This window comes from Sphaerochaeta globosa str. Buddy, from assembly GCF_000190435.1.
GTDB classification, from domain to species: Bacteria; Spirochaetota; Spirochaetia; order Sphaerochaetales; family Sphaerochaetaceae; genus Sphaerochaeta; species Sphaerochaeta globosa.
Genome location: NC_015152.1, coordinates 807,113 through 826,686 on the forward strand (window position 1 = coordinate 807,113; position 19,574 = coordinate 826,686).

Here is a 19,574-nt window from a genome sequence, read left to right on the forward strand (position 1 = left end):
ATTGTTAGCTATCCTTTAATTCCACCAAGAGTTAAACCTGATATAAAGTATTTTTGAGCACTAAAGAACAACACTATGAGAGGCAAAATGGTAAGGGTTGCAGCTGCCATGAGCACACCCCATGGTGTGTAATACGTAGAAATGAAAGTCCTGATTCCGATGGCAAGGGTATATTTTTCCATGTCATTGAGGAACAGAAGGGGAGTCATGAAATCATTCCAGGTAAACATGAATTGGAATATGGCGACAACAGCCATTGCCGGTTTTGCCAAAGGAAAAATGATTTTTGCAATGATCAATGGATAGTTTGCACCATCCATGAAGGCTGCTTCATCGAAATCCCTGGGGATGGTTCGCAGAAACTGGCAAAGCATGAAAATGAAGAAAGCATTTCCGAAAAAGGCTGGTACGATCAGCGGAAGGAATGTATTGATTTGGCCGAACCAATTCCATTCAAGGAAAAGAGGTATCAATTGGACATATGCAGGGAGCATAAGGGTTCCGATGCTTAAGGAGAACATAAGCTTTCTCCCTTTGAATTCTATTCTTGTAAGGCCATATGCTATCATCAGGTTCGAAATTAAAGCTCCAACTATGTTTGCAATCACCACGATTACTGTGTTTAGGTAAAACTTGGCAAAGGGAACCATGGTAAAAACTTCCACATAATTCTGAAACCTGAGGTTTCTTGGAAAAATAATCAATGGTAATTTGAACATGTCTTCTGTAGACATCAATGAACTACGAAGCAACCATACTAGAGGGATAAGGCAGCTTATGGCTCCCGTGCTCAACAACAAGTAAATGATAATGGTTAGGCTGGTTTTTCTCGACCTCATCATTTGTCTCCCTCATAATACGTCCACAAGGTGGATGTTTTGAAAATGAGCAGGGAGATACCCATGGTAAGGATGAACAAAACCCATGCCATGGCATTTGCTGTTCCCATTTTTCCGTATTTGAATGCATTGTTGTAGATATGGAGTACAAAGCTTAGGGAGGAATTGACAGGCCCTCCGTTAGTCATAATGTATGGCTCGACAAAAAGCTGCAGGCACTTGATCATATTGACAATCATATTGTAGAGAATGATCGGACTGAGCAGTGGGAGCATTACATAACGGAATTTATGCCAATAGGTTCCCCCGTCGATGTCTACTGCTTCCATCAAATCATTGGGAATTCCTTGCAATCCTGCAAGGAAGATGATGATAACATTGCCGATGTTCCACACATTCATGATGGTGAGACTCGGAATTACCATTTCCTTGCTGTCGATCCATTGAATTCGGTTGATGCCAAAAGAATGTAAAAAGTAGTTGATCAACCCATACTGATTATTGAATAGCCATAGCCACATGACTGATGAAACTACAAGAGGAATCAGAGAAGGCAGATAGAAGATCGTACGGAAGACTCTTTTTCCCTTTACTTGCGAATTCAGGAGGAGGGCACCTGCCAATGCAGTAATCATCTGCAGAGGAACACTGAGAAACGTAAAGTACAGGGTGTTTCTGATGGATTTTAGAAATAACTCATCTTCTGTGAATATCGATATATAATTCTTGAAGCCGACGAATTGGGCTTTGCTCAGCATATCCCATTTTGCCAGACTCGTGAAAAAACTGAGCCCCATTGGGAAAGCCACCCAGAGGGTCAGTCCAAGACAAAGTGGTGAGATAAGTATCCAACCCCAAAAGGTTTGCCTTTTTTCGTTGAATCCTAACTTGGAATGCGCCATCAGAAACCTCCATCTGAACAGGGAGCTGTTCCTTGCCAGGAGCAGCTCCCTACAACTCAATAGCTACCTTGAAGCAAACCAGATTTCCTGACTTTTTCAGCAACTTCCGTCAATGCTTCTTTTGCAGTTTTCTCACCAATCCAAATGCTTTCAACGGCAGCGTTCAGATAATCACCCCAGATTTGGTTGATGTTCCTGATCTTGATCGGTTCATTGATCGCTACTGCCATGGAGTCAACGACAGCTTCCTTGAAACCCTGTGGATGTACATCGTTGTTAAGCCATTTGGCCAAATCTTTTTCATCGGTATAATACGACTTCTTTGTGGGCATCCAAAGACCTGAAGTATACAGATCAAGCGTCTTGGAGGGATCCATCATCCATTTTTGCAATGCCCAAGCTTCTTCTGGATGCTTGGTTGCTTTGAACACTACATTAACACCACTGACATAGATTTGGGCGGGTTTTTTCATAATCGGAAGAGCTGCAACCCCGTAATCAAAATCCTTCATTCCTCCCAAGTCAAGCAATGTCCATTGACCGGTGACATAGAAACCCAATTGATTGTTGGCCAGCATAGTCAACGGGGAGATGTTGGTTCCACCGCTCATGCGGGGCATTACATGGTGTACATTCATCAAATCGGCCAAGTTCTGAAACGCTTCAATGGTCTCTGGCTTATCAATGTAGACGGTCTTGCCATCGGCCCCAATTATGTCTCCGCCATTGCTCCATACACTTGGATAGTACATTGCTGACCATAAATCATAGCTGACGCCATACCGTACGATGTCCTTGGCATTGAAGGTAGCATCGCCGGGGTGCTTTCCTTTGCTGTCGACCGTGATCTTTTTCAAAACTGAAACAAATTCGTCCCACGTCCAGGCATTCTTGTAGTCAGTTGGGGGAATTGGGATTCCAGCTTCCTCCAGGACTTTCTTGTTGTACCACATGACCTGGCACTCTGCTGCTGTATAGGCTCCATACGTATTTCCCTTGATCTTGAGCCATGTCTGAGACAAGTATGATTCTCCCATACCGTCACGAGCCATCAAATCATCCAACTTAAGGAAATAATCGTTTTCAGCGTAATTGCCAAATTCTTCCGGTCGGAAATACCCTACGTCCGGGAGCGTGTTGGAAACAGCCAATGCCTTCATTTTGGCATTGTATGTTGACCCATCCAAATCACCAGGCAGATACATGGGTTCAACCTTGATGGTTGGATTTGCTGCTTCAAAATCAGACAATGCTTGCTTGACTGCAGCATCTTCAGCCGGGCTGCCCCAGTAGATATACTTCAAAGTAACCTGGTCAGCTGAAGTTTCCTTTTGTCCGTTTGCAAAACAAAATCCAGAACTTATGAGAACGAAAATGCAGATGAATACAAAAAACTTGCTTTTCATGAAAGCCTCCTTTTGGATACTAATTAATTTAAGCATTACAAATTAAATACCAACAGATATAGAATCATGTTATTATATGCAATAATCCGACCTTTTTTGGAGCGAGATATGGAGTTTGTATTCATTCCTAATCTTTCAGAACTTCAAGCTGAAAACTGTGGCATTGCTATTCTCAGTCCAGGGTGGATTCATAGAAAGCGCAACATCAGTACTTCGGTATTCATCCTGGGTCACCAGGGGAAAGTTGAAATTCAAGAAGAATCAGAAGTTTTCTGCATCAAGCCATCGTCCTTTTGTTTGCTTTCTGAAGGAAGAAACCATTGGGGAACCGAACAGATAAAAGAGAAGGCGCGCTATTATTGGATACATTTCAAGACAATAGGGATACCTCAATTCATTTCGGAAAAAGAAGCGTTGACCATCATCAACAACAAAGAAATTGCCAAGTCAAGGTTGAGTGATGCGTTGTTGTTGCCCAGATATATGAATATGATCAATACCAATATGATCCGAGAGCAATTCCATGCACTTCTCTATGAACAGGAGAACAGTTCCTTCACCAAAGAGAAATATCAGGCTACCGTGAAGCTTATGCTTATTTCTCTCAATGAGATGGTGATTGATATAATCAACAACTCACAGAAGAATGAAGACAATAAGAGTCTGGTAAACAAAATAATCCAGTTGGTATATGAGAATCTTACAAGTCCCGATTTCTCGGTTAAAACGCTTGCTGATAGTCTGTGCTACAATCCGGACTATTTGAATAGACATTTCAAATCGTTGATGAAACGGTCCCTTATAGAATACATCATTGATAAGAGAATTGAACATTCGCTTGTCGCTTTGATCGACAGCGATAAAACAATTTCAACCATCGCTGAAGATTCCGGGTTCTCATCATACAGGGACTTTATTCATCAGTTCAAACTCAGAAAAGATATGACCCCCTCCAATTACAGAAACTATCATAGGATGATCCATATCACAAATAATTAGTGATGGAAAATATACGTTACGGGGATGTCAGCCTACCGGACAGGTGTTTGCGCACATGAAGATTTTTTCCTCTCCAACACGCTTGATTTTGATCCCTTCATAATAGCCAATAAGCCTCAGCTTGGATTCCAGTTCAGCGCGTTATCTAGGCAGTTCAGGAATGCTTGCTATTTTATGCCTATATCGGCAAGAATATGATAGTATTTTATAATGTATGATTGATTTCTTGCCGATAGAATACTATAATAAAACTGAGGCAAGAGATTATCATGAACTATCTATCGGTAGCTGACACTGCAAAGAAATGGAATATGTCAGAGCGTACTGTGCGTAATTACTGTGCAAATGGAAAGATTCCTGAAGCATTCCTTACCGGCAAAACATGGAACATCCCAAAGAATGCCATGAAGCCGGGTAGGATTAATACTCATGCAGCCACACCACAAACGCTACTGGAGATTCTCAAGGTTGAGCACGATGCAAAAACCTCGGGTGGTATCTACCACAAGGTGCAGATTGACCTTACCTATAACTCAAACCATATCGAAGGCAGCCGCCTTACTCACGACCAGACCCGCTATATCTTCGAAACGAACACCATCGGTTTTCCCACAGAATCCATGAATGTAGACGACATCATAGAGACTGCCAACCATTTCAAGTGCATCGATATGATCATAGCGCGGTCAAAGTTTGCATTATCTGAGAGTTTTATCAAGGAACTTCACCGTACGCTGAAAAGCGGCACCAGCGACTGGCGTCGCGGCTGGTTTGCAGTGGGCGACTACAAGCGTTTGCCCAATGAGGTTGGCGGCAAAGAAACCACGTTACCGGAAAAAGTACCCTCTGAGATGCGTGAGCTGCTGGCAACATATAATGCAGTCCAGGGTAAGACTCTGGATGAAATTATTGATTTTCATGTACGCTTCGAGTCCATTCATCCGTTTCAGGACGGAAACGGTCGTGTTGGTCGACTGATTATGTTCAAAGAATGCCTAAGAAACGGCATCGTGCCGTTCATCATTGATGATGCTATGAAGATGTTCTATTATCGAGGCCTTGATGAGTGGAACAGCGAAAAAGGCTATCTGAGAGACACTTGTCTCTCTGCTCAGGATACTTTCAAGGAATACCTGGACTATTTCAGAATTGCTTACTGATTGTTATATCGTACTTTGCAGAGGTGAATAATGGCAAACCCTTTAGCTAAAAAGGTTTGCCTTACGTGCCCAGAAGAAGACTCGAACTTCCACGAGTGTGAAAGAGCTAGGACTCGAATCTTTGGATGTTACCTGCTTTCAGATAGTCCTACTAGCATTACCGGATACTAGTTTGTTAACATCTTTCACAGGATACTATATTCCCCTTTTTTATCCGATTCCTCACGCTGTTGGCGTCGGGCGGAAACAACATACAAGACAATAGAAAAGAACCAAAACAGAAATGGGACATGAGGACCTATACTGGTGGATGACCAAATCTGCCAAGTAAAGGAGAACACATGTCCCAAGAGATTACATAGGATATACTATCACGTAAACAGTAGAGGCACTTGCAGAAGAATGACTTTAAGCTCATGCCCAAACGAGAATGCGGGGAAGTCGTATTTGGAACTTATACTTCTCAATTCGATGTATTCAATTTCAGTATACAAGTATTTAGAAGTTACTCGATTAGTAGACCTACTTCTAAACGCTTGTTTCGATACACATGACCCAGGGGGTCAGAGTGCATCAAGCGCGGATTCATCAAGGAGAAAATCCATCAATCCAATGGTAATCACGCCTTTCTCATTCACCCATGGTTTCATCTTTGTTTTTGATATGATGATCTTACGGAAAAAATCATCCACTTCAAGTAAAGGCCGTTGCTCCTGCTGTTGCTTATCCGGAGAGTCCATTCTCAGGGTAGACTGGATGTAATACTTTTTCATCCCTTTATTAATGATGAAATCAATTTCCAGATTGCTCTGACGTACTTTCTGGTCATCTCCTTTTACATTTGCAGTTACAACACCTACATCAACAGCGAAGCCCCGGCTGATAAGGTTGTTAAAAATGATGTTTTCCATCATATGGGACTCCTCTTGCTGCCGGAAGTTCAATCGAGCATTCCTGAGTCCTAAATCCACGCAGTAGTATTTTGAAGGATATGAAAAATACCTTTTTCCCTTGACATCATACCGCTTTACACAGCTGAATAAAAATGAATCACAAAGGTAACCAAGATAAGAGGATACTGTATTTGAGTTCACGTTCGTCTGCCTTGCCGACGACAGTGCATTTGCAAGACGATTGGCATTAGTCAGTGATCCAATGGAAGAGCTAAGCGCATCAGTAATCTGTTCCAATACATCAGGTAATGCGATCCTATATCTTTCGATGATATCCTTGAAGTAAATCTCAGTGAAAAGATTTTGTAAATATCCCACTTTATCTTCCGGTTCTGAGTAACGCAGAACTCCTGGAAGCCCTCCGAACAATGCGTATTGCTCGTATGCATCCTCTTTATCTCCACCTGTAAAGTCGTAAAACTCCTTGAAAGAAAGTGGCCAAATTTCAACCGTATCTCCACGGCCACGGAATGATGTCAAGACATCATTGCTGAGCATTCTTGAATTGCTCCCGGTAACATAGATGTCTGTATTTTTCAATCTCATAAGTCCGTTGAGCATATCGTAAAGCTCTGTCGTAACAGTATTATCCATTTCATTCCGTTTGAGTGCATACTGAACTTCATCAATGAAGACATAGTACATTTGACTGGAGTTTTCCAATTTTGCTCTGATGAAAGTATTAAGCTTGGAGACGTCACGGTACTGTGTGTAGTGGATATCGTCCAAGGCTATGCCAATAATTTGTTCTTCTTTCACTCCAGTAGAGATAAGGTAATCATGATAAAGATTGAACAAGAGAAAGCTCTTGCCACTTCTTCTCAAACCAATGATGACTTTCACCATTCCGTTTTCCCTTCTCCGTATTAGTTTTTGAAGGTAATAGTCACGCTTGATTATCATATTGTACTTCCTTATTTAGAAGTAGCTTGTTTTATCGAGTTACTTCTAAATAAATAGTATAGGGCAATACTTGATAATGCAAGGATATTACCACGAAGTTTTTATGGGAAAGAAGGTAGTATGAAAGACGATAAGTAACGCAGGAATACAATTGTGAGTTTGGTAAAGGCATACAATTCCCTTAGATTACACAAAAAAGTCTCTGCACTGGTGCGTGAGCTTTTGGCAACGACTGATGCAGTCTACAAGAAAGCGTTTGTATCGGTACTCTCAAGGCACACCCTTGATCCTGTATTGGATATGAATTGCTTCATGATACAAAAGTGGTAAACTTACCAGTTTTGTTTACTGAGAAATCAAGGCTTGTTGAGTTCTGCAGAAAATCCAAAAGCCCGATAGTAACAACTCCATCTTCATCATGATGGACCTAGATGAGAGCCTTCACTACGACAAAAAAAGGCAAACCCTTCATAATAAAAGGTTTGCCTATAGTGCCCAGAAGAAGACTCGAACTTCCACGAGTGTGACCCCGCTAGGACCTGAACCTAGTGCGTCTACCAATTCCGCCATCTGGGCGCAGGCACAACTATAAAGTATTTATTTGGATTGTGTCAACACAGTATTTCAGAAATTAGGACACTGGCTTGGGCAATAACTGCATCCCCGGTACCCAATTCCCCGAGTATCCCCTCGGCAGTCTTTGCCTTAACCGAGACTCTCTCAATTTCAATGTGCAGCACTTCTGCAAGGTTTGCCCTAATAGCATCGATATGCTCCCTGAGCTTGGGCTTTTGAAGAATGATAGTCGTATCGAGGTTTTCAATCCGGTAGGGAGGGAGGTCATGCTCAAGAATCTGTGTAAGCAAGCTTGTACTGCTCACATCCTTGTATCTGGGATCAGAGTCGGGGAAGTGGGAACCAATGTCCCCTTTGGCAAGAGAGCCGAGTAGGGCATCGATAATTGCATGAACCAGGACATCCCCATCACTATGGGCAATTTCACCTGTTTCACTGGGAATTACAATACCACCGAGGATGAGCTTTCTTCCTGGACCCAATCGGTGCAAGTCCCATCCGGTTCCAACTCTCATATCCCTTCCTGCTCCCTTTTTGCCTCATCCATAGCCTGATGCAACAACTTGGCTGCCTTGGCGCTGCGTTTTCCCTCTTCCAGATTCTTCAAATACTGTGCAATCTGAGTTTCGGCATCGGGTATGTCCTCAAGATAGGTAATCTTTTGGTTCTCCCGTTCTCCCTCGCAAATTCCAACAGGCAGTCCGAAGTCAGTAAAGATTTGGGTATCATCACTATAGGCCGATTCACTGCTGTGTGCCTGTTGGTGAGCCTCCCAGATCTCGGGATACTTGAAAATTTGGGGAGTCTGCACACCCACTGCATGGGTGCGCTCTATATGATGGGTAAGCATCCCATTGTCATCGATGATCTTCAGTGCATCGGTAGCCGGGAGGGCAGGGGCGGCACCCTTGAATACCTTGGCAGTGGCCAAGGTTCGGATTATCAACTCAGGACTGACAAAGCAACGGGCTCCGTCGTGAATGGCCACAAATTCAGTATCGAGGGCCATCGTAGAGAGAAACTTCAAAGCTTCATAGACAGATTCCTGACGATTCTTCCCACCCTTGACGAGAATGAGTGGAACAAAGTTCTGATGCAGCAAATCTTCCAAGGCAACTGCACACTGGTCCTCCATCCCTTCAGGATAGGTGACCAAAATAGCAACACAGTTTGGGACTTGCAAAAATGGAGCGATCGAGCGGTACAGTACCGTATGCCCATCGATGGAAAGGTACTCCTTCTTGACTCCAAGCTCCTTGCTTGCATTGAACCGTTCGCTGCTGCCTGCAGCGGTTACTATAACCGCGTGTTTGGGAAAAGCCATGTTATTTCTCCAATCGGGAGAATACGAGCAACTCGATCTCCTTCTTGTCTTTCTTCAAAGAGAATGCAGTCTCATCGATCAAAAGTCGCAGTGCATTGTCATAGAGTTTGCGCTCCTGAACCGGCAGCTCCTTGATCTTGCTACGGTGATACAGAGCCTGGACAACCTTGGCAATGGATGCAATGGAACCCTGCTTGAGCAAGTCCACATTCATCTGATAGCGAGCCTTCCAGTCCACCGGCATAGGTTCATACTTGCTGGAGATGGAATCGATTGCCGATTGCGCTTCTTTTTGCTCTACTATGGGCCGAATGCCCATCTCTTTTGATTTTTCCACAGGAATCATAACCGTCATGTCTGAGATATCAAGGTAGATGACGTAATACATCGTCACTGCACCTCGGAACGTTCGCTCTTCGATGCGTTTAATGACGCCTACACCTTGAAGAGGATACACTACGTGTTCCCCAACGGCAAATTGTACTTTTTCCTGCGGTAAATTCATAGCACAAGTATATCCGATTTTTTGGCTTTCAACAAGGCGACCTGAAGGGAAAGTCTTGTTGCCTTTAGATAGTCAGCTCGGGGCAAAATGCAGTATAGTTGAAGCATGAAATACAACATACGACGTTGCGGAGTGCTTATGCACCCCACCTCATTACCCTCAAAACACGGAATCGGCTCGCTTGGCGATGAAGCTTTCCAATTTCTTGACCTCTTAAAAAAAACATCGGTACGCCTATGGCAAATCCTTCCCTTGGGGCCTACCGGCTACGGTGACAGCCCCTACGCAGCCCGCTCTTCCTTTGCAGGCAATGAACTGCTTATCGATCTTAAGAGCCTTGCCTATGACGGATATCTGGATGTCGAGGATGTACTCTTCACCCCTGCGTTCCCTTCCGATCGAGTCGATTACGGCATGGTGCGTTTCTACAAGGAACCCCTGCTTGAAAAAGCAGCTCAACAGTTTCTCAAGGATGCAGAACCCGATGAACAGGCAGCTTATCAGAGCTTTGTTGCTGAGAATGCCTGGTGGTTGGATGACTATGCCCTCTATCAGGTGCTCTGTAAGCACTATAACGACTCCCGCTGGTTTGAAATCTGGCCTGAGGAACTCCGACTTAGAAAAACTGCAGCCTTGAAGAAGGCTCAAAAAGAGTTCCATTCCCAAATTGAGCTAATTATGGTTCAACAATACTTTTTCTTCACCCAGTGGCAAAAAGTAAAAACATACGCCAACACCCATGGCATCCAAATCATCGGGGACATTCCCATATTCGTTGCACCAGACAGTGTCGATGCTTGGGCGAACAGACACCTATTGAAAATGGACGAAAATGGTAGGCAAACCGTTTCCAGCGGTGTGCCACCCGATGCCTTCTCGGATGACGGCCAACTGTGGGGTAATCCAGTCTATGACTGGAAAGCCCACCAAAAGGAAGGCTTTGCCTGGTGGATCAAGAGAATTCAGAAAACCTTGGAAGCTTGTGACATCGTACGTATCGACCACTTCCGTGGCTTTGCCGCCTACTGGGAAGTCCCGCAGGGAGAGAAGACTGCAATGAACGGCAGCTGGGTTGAAGCACCGGGAAAGCAGCTGTTTGAAGCACTGACCCAAAAACTGGGGGCGCAACTTCCCATCATTGCAGAGGATTTGGGGGTAATAACCGAGGATGTGGAGGAGCTTAGGGATTCCAACAACTTCCCGGGCATGAAAATTCTCCAGTTTGCCTTCAATGTGAAAGACGGAACATTGGATGCATCAAACGCATACCTTCCTCACAACTGTATATACAACAGCGTCATCTACACCGGAACGCATGACAACAACACCACCCGCGGCTGGTATGAAGCCTTGGATGGTGCAAGCAAGGACGTACTCCGACGGTACCTCGAATGTCCCGATGAGCAGGTGGTTTGGCAACTGATCAGGCAAATGCTGCTCAGTTGCTCAAAGGATGCTATCCTGCCGATGCAGGACTGGCTTGAACTCGGAGCCGAAGGGAGAATGAACATCCCCTCGACCTGCGGCCAGAGCAACTGGAGCTGGAGAGCCAGGAGCCTGAATGTAGAGCCTTGGCGAATCGACCGCCTGCGCTCGTTGATTGAACTCAGCGGACGTTAGAGCAGGGTGACTACATGCATGAGCAGGCTGGCAAGATCGGCCTGCTCGCTTTTTCGGGCAAGTTCCGTCAATGCATTGTGGTCATAGGGTAAGCCGGTCAATACCTGAGTCGCCCTACCAACGATTGAGGTATCCAAAGCATCAGTGAACATTCTCACCTCACTGATGACTCCTTTCTCCACCTGCAGATGCAAGGTTGCCTCACCCCATTCGAACCGATGCGTGAAAGAGTGGGTGAACTGAGGAGTTTTTTCCAAAATGACCGACAAATCCCCAAATCGTCTATAGTTTGCCTGCGCTTCAGCGAGGGTGACACAGTCTATCGGTGTAACCTCAGTCTGGCCGTACTCGGCAATGAAGGCATCGATAAGGGCCTGCTGGACCATCTCATTGGTAATGTCCTCTCGTCCTTCCTTCAGGTTTCCCACCCTCGAGGAGACGGATTTTACCGCTTTGGAGGCGAGCTTGGTCGAACTGGGAGTAAGATAGTTGCTCATTACCGACAGATCGCTGCTGACCAGAAGTGTCCCATGGTGACAGAACTTTGTAGGGGTGGTCTGGAACGCATTGCCCGAGATTTTTTTCCCATCAAGCAGTATGTCGTTGCGTCCCGAAAGTTCGCAGCTAAGGCCGAGGGATGCGAGGGCTTTGAGCACCAAGGAGAAATTTTCTTCCTTGGTGGCAGTCTCCTTGTTCCCGATGAGGGTGAAGCAGAGATTCCCTTGGTCGTGATATACAGCCCCCCCGCCGCTTTGTCGGCGAACCAGCTGAACCTGCATGTGTTCCATGTTCTTCAGGTTGCATTCGGCAAATGGATTCTGATACCTCCCGATGACGATGCAAGGATCGTTCACCCACAAAAAGAGGATGTGGTCGAATGCAAGGGTAAGCAGATATGCTTCCCCTGCCAGATTTGCTGCACAGTCGTGCGATGTAGCAAGGTATATTGCATTCTTCATATCCTTACTCTACCTTCGAAACCAACCACTATGCTATACTTACTTACATGAATATTATCCTTTTTGAGGCCCTTTCTGCACAGAATGAACTTCCCATGCAGGATCCTCGGGCTCAACATATCTGCAAAATCCTCAGGCTCAAGGAAGGTGAAAGCTTCCAAGCCGGCATCATCAACGTAGGCAAGGGAACGGCGACGCTTACCGCTCTTGAGAAGGAACGCATTACCTTCAGGTTCGTGTTGGAAGAAACCGAGAGTGCAAAGCTGTATCCGGTGACCCTGCTGGTCTCCCAGGTGAGGCCCATCTGCATGCGCAGGATTTTGCGAGAATCGGTAAGTCTTGGGGTGGAAAGGATCATCCTCTGTACGACGGAAACCGGGGAAAAATCTTACGCCCAGGCAACTCTCTACACAAGCGGAGAATATCATTCCATTTTGCTGGACGGAGCTATGCAGAGTGGAAAGTGTGGAGTAAGCGCGGTGCAATTTGCACCTTCGGTTGCATCGGCCATGCATTTGCTTGAACAGGACAGCCAGCGCATTGTCCTGGATAATGTACGTGAGAGCACCAGCCTTGCCCGGTATGCACTACACGCCTCCTCGGTTGTACTAGCCATCGGCGGCGAGCGGGGTTTCACAGATAACGAGCGCACCCTGTTCGACTTGAACGGCTTCTCATTTGCCAGCCTTGGGAGCAGAATCCTCCGCACCGAAACTGCCTGTAGTGCCGGCCTTGCCGTCCTGCTTGGTCGGATGGGCTTGCTCTAGATGGAATGAGCAGGCATAATACACAAACTTGCATAGTTAAGGAGAGAGTGACATGGCGCATTGCATCGTAGCAGCAGCTGAAGAGATTCTGGACAAGGAGTTTCCCGTTCTCGACCATGGATTTGTCCGACTTGTCGACTATTTGGGAAGTGATGAACGAATCGTGCAAAGTGCACGCGTCTCCTATGGCAGTGGAACAAAAACCTACCGCCAGGACAAAGGTCTTATCAGCTACCTTCTACGCAACGACCATACCTCTCCCTTTGAACAGGTAAACTTCACCTTTCATGTGAAAATGCCCATTTTTGTAGCTCGGCAGTGGATCCGTCACCGAACCGGAAGGGTGAATGAGATCAGCGGCCGCTACAGCGTCATGAGCGACGAGTGTTATCTGCCGGACAAGGAGCACATCAACTTCCAAAGTGAGGACAACAAGCAGGGACGTACCGATGAGGCAGTCTCTGATGCATTGGCCGCTGAAGTGCTTGCCTTGCTCAGTGAAGATCAGAAGCGAAGCTACGAGACCTACCAGAAGTTGCTCGACCTCGGCATCGCCCGCGAGCTTGCACGGGTTGATCTGCCGCTGAGCCTGTATACCGAGTGGTACTGGCAGATGGACCTGCACAACCTTTTCCACTTCCTCCAACTCAGGCTCGACAGCCACGCCCAGTATGAAATCAGAGTCTATGCCCAGACAATCCTGGATATGGTGCGTTTGGTATGCCCCATGGCAACCGAAGCCTTCGAAGAGCACAAGTTGGGGGCAAAAACGTTCAGCCAGAGCGAACTGGATGCGATGAAAAGCATGCTCAAGGGTGAGGATAATCCCCTGAAGGGACGGGCCCTTGAGCTCTTTGAGCAGAAACTCAGCTAAGAGCTTTCAATTTTTGCTTGTACTCTGCCTTGCTGAGGGGAGGTGGAGGAAGTGCAGGCTTTTGCATCAGCTGGGAAGGGTCGGAAAGCAATTCCTGGAATAGCTTGATCGACTTGGTGAAATAAAAACCGTCGGTGACCCGTTCATCGACGGTGAACCCCACCTCCATGGTATCACGGCTTACGGTCCTGCCATTTTCTGTATGTCTGACTCGCTTCAAAACTCCCATAGTCACAAAAATGCTGGTTGTTCCCCACTCGTAGAGATGGTGGTGAGGACTTCCTCCGCCAAGCCCGATACTACCCATATTGCTGACAAACAGGCTGGTATGCAGGCCGTCGGCTTCTCGCAAGGCTTTTGGTGCTTTGCCGTGGATGTCGAGTCGCCGTGCCGTCGATACCAAAAGGCGGATAATAGGGCGGGGGAACTTGAGGAAAAACAGGATGGCTTTATCGGTGAAGTTTGTTGAAGCAATTTCCCGTTGCTCAATGATTGCGTTGTTGATGATGGCTGCAATCTCATCAAGGGTCATATCGGCGCGAAAGGTTAAGGGCATGCTGTGCTCGGGAGCCTCATCGCTATACGACTCCTTCACCACAAAGTTCAGCGAAAGCTCGTTGCGTTGCCAATACCGATAATTGGCCACAAACCGATTGAGTTCAGGCCTCAGAGCGATGGTGCGAAGGATTGCTGCAAGAAACACCTCAAAAATCCGGTATGAGCGACCATCGCTTGCTTTGTTTTGCTTGACGAACTGCACCGTCTGAGTCAAGTCGAGCACCATATTCTGATAGACCAACGCCTCTGAGCGCTTGGGCATGATGAAAGGGAACAGTTGTTTATAGGCGGGCACATCATGCACCCGCACGGCATCGTTGCGTTTATTCATTACCATCTCCAACAAATTGGGTTATTTGTCGGGTTTGAGTGTACTACCCTTATGCTGTAGGCTCAAGGACAAATGCAAATCCTATCAGACATTTGCATGGATGGCATGCTGAGTCAGGCAATGTTGGTAGGAAGCCTTCATGGCAAGCTCAAATGTTTTGTCATTTGCATGACTGAAGCCGAACGTCGGCTCCCACAAGCTAGGGTCTTCCATACACAGATAGAAAAAGGGAGAGCCTTGCTTCCATGAGTCGGGGAACTGATTATAGGCGAAGCTGAACATCTGTTGTTTGATCTCCAACGGATAGGAGTACTTGCCGGCACTCAAGGTAAGGTCCATGTCAGTCACCCGTGTCTCAAGCAAGCCGGTGCGCAGACTGCGCAGTACAGCCTTGGTAAAGGTAAGCGTACCCAGGGAGAACATCATCAGCTCTTCGGGCCGGAAGGAAGCGACCACTTGCTCGATCAAAGCGCCATACTCTTCCTGCCAGCCTTCAAAGTAAACCATTGGATGCAGGTGGAAGCCGATGATCCTTCCCTTGTCGCGTGCACGCTTTGCAGCCTCCAGGCGTTGCTTTAGTGTAGAGGTGAGGTGTTCCTCCTTCTCGATGATGGTCACAGCATTGAGCGACCAAGTCGAGATGATATTGCTTGGTATCTCGAGCTGTAAATAGTCGCTGCGGTGGCTCTTGGTCTTCAGCTCGATGATCAAGGAGGGATAGCGCCTGGCAAGGATTGCCAACGCTTCGAGTGTGCCGTAGTCGTTTCCCCAAAGAAGTGAATCGCTGCTCTGCCCGGTCCCTATATGCCAGCAATCCTCATCCAAAACCAACTCGCCCAACCTCTGCTTCAGGTTTTGAACTACCTTGATCTCGTGGCTGTTGTAGAACGATTGGATGGAGCAGTAGCTGCAGCCGTATGCACATTGCTGTACGACATCGAGGGTCTTGAGGTTGCAGCAACGAGTTTTCTCTCCCTCTACCGGACAGGGACAGCGGCCCATCAGGGTGCTTGAGGAGACAAAGAGGCTTTTGTATTTGTCCGGCAACCGTTGTAGGGGGAAGAAATCCTGGTAGGACGTGGGCTTTGCCCGCTCTGTCTGCATCCTGTTTTGATGGTTTGCGAGCAAGGCATTTGTGCGTTGCTTGTCACTGAGATGATCGCAAGCTCCCTCATCGATCCAACGCTCCAGCGGCCCAAGCTTCCACATGGCCAAGTCGGCGCAGTTTTCAACTAGCTGGCGTTGCTGCTGGAAGGTGAAATGATACCGGCTTTGTAGGTCTGAAAGGTAGTGTTGCTCGGATAATGGAAGCGTGGCAAAAAGGGGATGATTCATGGCAGGTATTGTAGCGGGTGTGGATTGCCAAAACAAGGGGAGCTGGCTATGCTCATACTCGTATGAAGAAGAAACCAGAAGAGCAGACAGTCTACCACAGTGAGTCCGAAATTGAGAATTTCGGAAGTATTGTTGCCGAGGGGCTGGAACCCTCCAAGCAGGCCAAGGAACTGCCACACCAAAGCGGTGTCTATCTGATGAAGGATAGCAAGGACACCATCATTTATGTAGGCAAAGCCAAAGACCTGCGTAAGCGTGTCACCAGCTACTTCCTTGCCAATAGAAGTCCCAAGACAGCTGCATTGGTTTCGAAAATTGCACGTATCGACCATATTATTACAGGAAACGAGTACGAGGCCCTGGTTCTCGAAAACAACCTGATCAAGAAGTACTCCCCGCGGTACAATATCTCGCTCAAGGATGGTAAAAGCTATCCGATCATCCGCATCACCAACGAACCGTTTCCCAAGGTATTCAAAACCAGACGATTCATCGACGATGGATCAACCTACTACGGGCCGTATCCCGATGCAGGCAAACTCGAGCTCTACCTTGACCTGATCGCCAAGCTCTTTCCCCTCAGACGCTGCGGGACTCCGCTGAAAAAGAGGGACAAGCCTTGCCTGTATTACCATATCGGTTTGTGTCTGGGCCCTTGTGCAGGCTTGGTAACCGTGGAAGAGTACAACAAATCCATTACCGCAGTTAAGAACCTGTTGGAAGGGAAAACCGATGCCCTCATTGCACGCTTGGAAGAAGAGATGCAACATGCGAGCAAGGCCCTGAATTTCGAGGAGGCAGTGATAAAGCGTGATCAGATTGCTGCCATCAAGGCGATTGAGTCAGGCCAGCAGGTCCAAGACTTCTCCCAAGAGAGCCGCGATTATGCTGCAATTGAGATGCGATATCCGTTGTGCACGATCAGTCTCATGCAGATGCGCAGCGGCCAGCTGATCGGACGGGCATTGTACCGTGCCGAAACCTTCGGTGATGAGACAGAGACGCTGCTCAACTTCTTGGTGCAATATTATGCCGATGGCCTGAAATTGCCGCAGTTCCTGTATGTCTCCCACGAGATTGATGTGAATCTCATCAGGCGATACTTTTTTGAACAACTGGGCGGAAGGCTGGAAGTTTCTCTTCCTTTGGATGGAAAGCACTTCCGTATTTTGAGAATGGCCAGGGAGAATGCCATCAGGGATGTAGAGAAACGCCTGAAGAGCAGGGATAATACCAAAGCCTTGGATGATCTGGCCGAGGTCTTGGGATTGACATCCCCTCCCTCATTGATCGAAGGCTTTGACATTGCTCAACTTGCGGGCAAGTATACCGTCGCCTCCCTCATATCCTTCCGCGATGGCAATCCTGACAAGCCGAACTATCGCAGGTACAACATCAAGAGCCTGGAAGGGAAGATTGACGATTACGAATCCATCAGGGAGGCGGTTGCCCGCAGATACACCAAGATTCTCAATGAGAATTTGGAGCGTCCCGACCTTCTGATCATCGATGGCGGTTTGGGGCAGGTCAATGCGGCACGTCAGGTCTTGGACGATTTGGGAATGTTTGAAATTCCCATCATCGGTCTTGCCAAAGAAAATGAGACCATCGTGTTCGATGACGAGCGAAAGGATCTGCAGCTTCCCGAGGACCATGAGGCCCTGCGCCTGGTAATGGCAGTGCGGGATGAATGTCACCGATTTGCCACCAGTGCCAATCAGGCCGCACGCAGCAAGGAAGCCTCCTTCCGCGTCCTGGAATCGGTACAGGGCATCGGGAAGAAGCGCAGCGAGCAGCTGATGAAACAGTACGGAAGCTTGGAGGCTTTGCTTGCAAAGACTGCCGAGGAACTGGCAAAGGAAACCTCGCTTCCCCTGCCGGTTGCCCAGCGGCTACTCAAGCAGCTTACGCTCTAAAACGAGGCAAACGTCGCCTGGCTGAGTGCTTTCCCCTTACCCTTGATAATGCGATAGAGCAGCCGTTCCAGAACCAAGGGAGTGAGCTCACTGCTTGCTTCCTTGACTTGGATATCTGCCTCGGCCAAGGCTGTGATGATCAGGCGGATCGAGGCAAGGTCGTAGGCCAAGGTGGCGTCATGGTAGGTGGTTCTATCCTTGGGCTTGCGAATGGCGGATACTTTGCCCTGTACATTCGCCTTGGAAAAGGCCTCTGACTCAGAGCTGCCGAGGCTTAGCTCCTCTGCGATGGAAAGCAGGCGCCTGAATTGCCAAAGCAAGCCACTGACGAGAAGTATCGGTGTTTGGCTGTCCCCGCTTCCTAGCATGGCCGAGAGAGATTTCAGGCTCTGTTTCAAGTCGCAACGGGCAATGAGGGGGAAAAGAGTGAAAGCATCCTCCTGGCGGCTGTGATGGATATACGTCTGTACATCCTCGTCACTAATTGGACGACCTTTCTCCCCGATCTGCCAAAAGAGTCCCAGCTGATTGCATATGGTCCTCAATTCCTGGGTATTGTCTTCGGTCATGTCCATCAACAAGTCTACTGCGTCAGCGGTGATCGAAAGCCCCATACGTCGGAAATGATTGCGAATCCAATCCGCTTTCTGGGTTTCCAGGAGGTCGTAGAAAATTTTGGTGTTCTGCTTTGGCACCAATTTCATGATTTTTTGCGATACCGATAGTTCGCTGGAGAGAATGACCAAGGTAGCTGTATCAACCGGATGTGCCAAATAGTCAGCAAGAGCCTGGACAAGGGAAGAACTCATACTGTCGGCTTGGCTGAGCATGACTAAGCGATAGTCACTGAACAGCGAGTTGTTGTTCAGGACGGTAAAAATCTCCCCATTCTCCGTCTCGAAAGGGTAGAAGCGGGAGAGCTCGATTTCATTGCCGTACTCGGTTCTGAGGCGGGTGCGGATATCCTTCAGTTCTTGTTCTTTTGCCCCGGCCTCAGGGCCGAGGAGTAGGTAAGCCCGTTCACTCATGCGTACGTACGGATCAACAAGTGAAGCTTGCCGTGAATCTTGCAGGAGCGGGTGATGATCGGCCCCATGGATGCATTGGCCGGCCGCAACTCAATATAGCCGTTTGAAGGATAGTAGCCCTTGAGCGTAATGCCCGGTTCGTCCTCTCCTACCGTTGCAGCAATGATTTCTCCCGTTTCGGCAACTTCGCACTTCTTGATAATGGCTATATCACCATCGAAAATACCTTCATCTATCATGCTCTCGCCGCGGACTTTCAAGGCAAAATAGGTATTGCGGGTGTTCCTGAGCATGGTTGCAGGCAAGCTGAGCACATACTCGGTATTCTCCTCGCTCATCAGCGGCTTTCCGGCTGCAATGGAGCCGATGAGGGGAACTTGAATCATCTCCTCCCGGGGAAAGAACTCCTGACCGATGACCTCGATCGAGCGGGAAATCCCACCGGTGGTCTTGATGACTTGTTTAGCCTCAAGAGCCTTCAGATGGTCGTGGGCTGCCTTGACCGAGAATTTGAAGTGGTCGGCGATATCCCTGACGGACGGGGCGTAATTATTCTGTTTGATGAATGTGCTGATGAATGTAGCAACATCCTTCTGCCGTTCGGTTAGCTCGCGCATCT

Annotated in this window: 18 protein-coding genes and 1 tRNA gene; 6 read left to right on the plus strand and 13 right to left on the minus strand. The window is 47.5% G+C overall.

The features are described 5' to 3' along the window. Positions 1-8 precede the first annotated feature (8 nt). The 3 genes from SPIBUDDY_RS03810 to SPIBUDDY_RS03820 are packed head-to-tail and all read right to left on the minus strand — an operon-like array spanning position 9 to position 3,147. Positions 9-842 carry a carbohydrate ABC transporter permease gene (locus SPIBUDDY_RS03810; RefSeq protein ID WP_013606440.1) on the minus strand — a complete coding sequence of 278 codons (834 nt, stop codon included), beginning with the start codon at positions 840-842 and terminating at the stop codon, positions 9-11. After that, a complete protein-coding gene (locus SPIBUDDY_RS03815; RefSeq protein WP_013606441.1) occupies positions 839-1,741 on the minus strand; it encodes a carbohydrate ABC transporter permease in 903 nt (300 codons plus the stop codon). Before SPIBUDDY_RS03815 ends, SPIBUDDY_RS03810 begins: the two co-directional genes overlap by 4 nt. A gap of 56 nt (positions 1,742-1,797) precedes the next feature. After that, complete coding sequence (locus SPIBUDDY_RS03820; protein ID WP_013606442.1) at positions 1,798-3,147, minus strand: ABC transporter substrate-binding protein; 1,350 nt, start codon at positions 3,145-3,147, stop codon at positions 1,798-1,800. A 108-nt stretch (positions 3,148-3,255) separates the two neighbouring features. On the opposite strand from SPIBUDDY_RS03820, the gene SPIBUDDY_RS03825 reads away from it, so the two are divergent. Continuing rightward, on the plus strand, positions 3,256-4,146 hold the full coding sequence (locus SPIBUDDY_RS03825; protein ID WP_013606443.1) for a helix-turn-helix domain-containing protein: 891 nt from the start codon (positions 3,256-3,258) through the stop codon (positions 4,144-4,146). Positions 4,147-4,415: 269 nt separating this feature from the next. Then, entirely contained in the window at positions 4,416-5,306 is an 891-nt protein-coding gene (locus SPIBUDDY_RS03830; RefSeq protein ID WP_013606444.1) for a Fic family protein, read from the plus strand. 563 nt (positions 5,307-5,869) lie between these two features. Here the strand turns inward: SPIBUDDY_RS03830 and SPIBUDDY_RS03835 are convergent. The 5 genes from SPIBUDDY_RS03835 to SPIBUDDY_RS03855 form a co-directional block, all read right to left on the minus strand. Further along, the gene (locus tag SPIBUDDY_RS03835; protein WP_013606445.1) at positions 5,870-7,162 is read right to left on the minus strand and encodes an ATP-binding protein; all 1,293 of its coding nucleotides are present in this window, start codon (positions 7,160-7,162) and stop codon (positions 5,870-5,872) included. Between the two features lie 492 nt (positions 7,163-7,654). Next, positions 7,655-7,738: transfer RNA gene (locus SPIBUDDY_RS03840), tRNA-Leu, on the minus strand. 35 nt (positions 7,739-7,773) lie between these two features. Then, complete coding sequence (gene ispF, locus SPIBUDDY_RS03845; protein ID WP_013606447.1) at positions 7,774-8,253, minus strand: 2-C-methyl-D-erythritol 2,4-cyclodiphosphate synthase; 480 nt, start codon at positions 8,251-8,253, stop codon at positions 7,774-7,776. After that, a complete protein-coding gene (locus tag SPIBUDDY_RS03850) occupies positions 8,250-9,062 on the minus strand; it encodes an IspD/TarI family cytidylyltransferase (RefSeq protein ID WP_013606448.1) in 813 nt (270 codons plus the stop codon). Before SPIBUDDY_RS03850 ends, ispF begins: the two co-directional genes overlap by 4 nt. Before the next feature lies 1 nt (position 9,063). Further along, complete coding sequence (locus SPIBUDDY_RS03855; RefSeq protein ID WP_013606449.1) at positions 9,064-9,567, minus strand: CarD family transcriptional regulator; 504 nt, start codon at positions 9,565-9,567, stop codon at positions 9,064-9,066. A gap of 105 nt (positions 9,568-9,672) precedes the next feature. Here SPIBUDDY_RS03855 and malQ point away from each other — a divergent pair, with 105 nt between their 5' ends. Beyond that, positions 9,673-11,187 carry a 4-alpha-glucanotransferase gene (gene malQ, locus SPIBUDDY_RS03860; protein WP_013606450.1) on the plus strand — a complete coding sequence of 505 codons (1,515 nt, stop codon included), beginning with the start codon at positions 9,673-9,675 and terminating at the stop codon, positions 11,185-11,187. Here malQ and lplA read toward each other — a convergent pair. Next, complete coding sequence (gene lplA, locus SPIBUDDY_RS03865; protein ID WP_013606451.1) at positions 11,184-12,146, minus strand: lipoate--protein ligase; 963 nt, start codon at positions 12,144-12,146, stop codon at positions 11,184-11,186. The genes malQ and lplA overlap by 4 nt on opposite strands. A gap of 47 nt (positions 12,147-12,193) precedes the next feature. Here lplA and SPIBUDDY_RS03870 point away from each other — a divergent pair, with 47 nt between their 5' ends. Then, positions 12,194-12,913 (plus strand): RsmE family RNA methyltransferase, encoded by a 720-nt coding sequence (locus SPIBUDDY_RS03870; RefSeq protein WP_013606452.1) that lies wholly within the window; start codon positions 12,194-12,196, stop codon positions 12,911-12,913. Positions 12,914-12,965: 52 nt separating this feature from the next. After that, on the plus strand, positions 12,966-13,787 hold the full coding sequence (gene thyX / locus SPIBUDDY_RS03875; protein WP_013606453.1) for an FAD-dependent thymidylate synthase: 822 nt from the start codon (positions 12,966-12,968) through the stop codon (positions 13,785-13,787). Here the strand turns inward: thyX and SPIBUDDY_RS03880 are convergent. Together SPIBUDDY_RS03880 and SPIBUDDY_RS03885 are read right to left on the minus strand one after the other, a co-directional pair. Then, complete coding sequence (locus SPIBUDDY_RS03880) at positions 13,780-14,676, minus strand: 2-oxo acid dehydrogenase subunit E2 (RefSeq protein WP_013606454.1); 897 nt, start codon at positions 14,674-14,676, stop codon at positions 13,780-13,782. The genes thyX and SPIBUDDY_RS03880 overlap by 8 nt on opposite strands. An 84-nt stretch (positions 14,677-14,760) precedes the next feature. Beyond that, positions 14,761-16,011, minus strand: a complete 1,251-nt coding sequence (locus SPIBUDDY_RS03885; protein ID WP_013606455.1) for an SPL family radical SAM protein — start codon at positions 16,009-16,011, stop codon at positions 14,761-14,763. Between the two features lie 62 nt (positions 16,012-16,073). Between SPIBUDDY_RS03885 and uvrC the strand changes: the two genes are divergently transcribed. Further along, positions 16,074-17,927 (plus strand): excinuclease ABC subunit UvrC, encoded by a 1,854-nt coding sequence (uvrC, locus tag SPIBUDDY_RS03890; RefSeq protein WP_013606456.1) that lies wholly within the window; start codon positions 16,074-16,076, stop codon positions 17,925-17,927. Here the strand turns inward: uvrC and holA are convergent. Both holA and lexA read right to left on the minus strand, forming a co-directional pair. Continuing rightward, positions 17,924-18,955 carry a DNA polymerase III subunit delta gene (gene holA / locus SPIBUDDY_RS03895; protein ID WP_013606457.1) on the minus strand — a complete coding sequence of 344 codons (1,032 nt, stop codon included), beginning with the start codon at positions 18,953-18,955 and terminating at the stop codon, positions 17,924-17,926. The genes uvrC and holA overlap by 4 nt on opposite strands. Then, positions 18,952-19,572, minus strand: a complete 621-nt coding sequence (lexA, locus tag SPIBUDDY_RS03900; protein WP_013606458.1) for a transcriptional repressor LexA — start codon at positions 19,570-19,572, stop codon at positions 18,952-18,954. Before lexA ends, holA begins: the two co-directional genes overlap by 4 nt. Between the last annotated feature and the right edge of the window lie 2 nt (positions 19,573-19,574).

Excerpts from the sequence above, each read along its gene's own strand:
- lexA (WP_013606458.1), bottom strand. The coding sequence starts at position 19,572 with ATGCGCGAGCTAACCGAACGGCAGAAGGATGTTGCTACATTCATCAGC.
- SPIBUDDY_RS03830 (WP_013606444.1), top strand. The coding sequence starts at position 4,416 with ATGAACTATCTATCGGTAGCTGACACTGCAAAGAAATGGAATATGTCA.
- lplA (WP_013606451.1), bottom strand. The coding sequence starts at position 12,146 with ATGAAGAATGCAATATACCTTGCTACATCGCACGACTGTGCAGCAAAT.
- thyX (WP_013606453.1), top strand. The coding sequence starts at position 12,966 with ATGGCGCATTGCATCGTAGCAGCAGCTGAAGAGATTCTGGACAAGGAG.
- malQ (WP_013606450.1), top strand. The coding sequence starts at position 9,673 with ATGAAATACAACATACGACGTTGCGGAGTGCTTATGCACCCCACCTCA.
- SPIBUDDY_RS03810 (WP_013606440.1), bottom strand. The coding sequence starts at position 842 with ATGATGAGGTCGAGAAAAACCAGCCTAACCATTATCATTTACTTGTTG.
- SPIBUDDY_RS03855 (WP_013606449.1), bottom strand. The coding sequence starts at position 9,567 with ATGAATTTACCGCAGGAAAAAGTACAATTTGCCGTTGGGGAACACGTA.
- SPIBUDDY_RS03815 (WP_013606441.1), bottom strand. The coding sequence starts at position 1,741 with ATGGCGCATTCCAAGTTAGGATTCAACGAAAAAAGGCAAACCTTTTGG.
- SPIBUDDY_RS03835 (WP_013606445.1), bottom strand. The coding sequence starts at position 7,162 with ATGATAATCAAGCGTGACTATTACCTTCAAAAACTAATACGGAGAAGG.
- SPIBUDDY_RS03870 (WP_013606452.1), top strand. The coding sequence starts at position 12,194 with ATGAATATTATCCTTTTTGAGGCCCTTTCTGCACAGAATGAACTTCCC.
- holA (WP_013606457.1), bottom strand. The coding sequence starts at position 18,955 with ATGAGTGAACGGGCTTACCTACTCCTCGGCCCTGAGGCCGGGGCAAAA.
- SPIBUDDY_RS03825 (WP_013606443.1), top strand. The coding sequence starts at position 3,256 with ATGGAGTTTGTATTCATTCCTAATCTTTCAGAACTTCAAGCTGAAAAC.
- SPIBUDDY_RS03880 (WP_013606454.1), bottom strand. The coding sequence starts at position 14,676 with ATGAATAAACGCAACGATGCCGTGCGGGTGCATGATGTGCCCGCCTAT.
- SPIBUDDY_RS03820 (WP_013606442.1), bottom strand. The coding sequence starts at position 3,147 with ATGAAAAGCAAGTTTTTTGTATTCATCTGCATTTTCGTTCTCATAAGT.
- SPIBUDDY_RS03850 (WP_013606448.1), bottom strand. The coding sequence starts at position 9,062 with ATGGCTTTTCCCAAACACGCGGTTATAGTAACCGCTGCAGGCAGCAGC.
- SPIBUDDY_RS03885 (WP_013606455.1), bottom strand. The coding sequence starts at position 16,011 with ATGAATCATCCCCTTTTTGCCACGCTTCCATTATCCGAGCAACACTAC.
- ispF (WP_013606447.1), bottom strand. The coding sequence starts at position 8,253 with ATGAGAGTTGGAACCGGATGGGACTTGCACCGATTGGGTCCAGGAAGA.
- uvrC (WP_013606456.1), top strand. The coding sequence starts at position 16,074 with ATGAAGAAGAAACCAGAAGAGCAGACAGTCTACCACAGTGAGTCCGAA.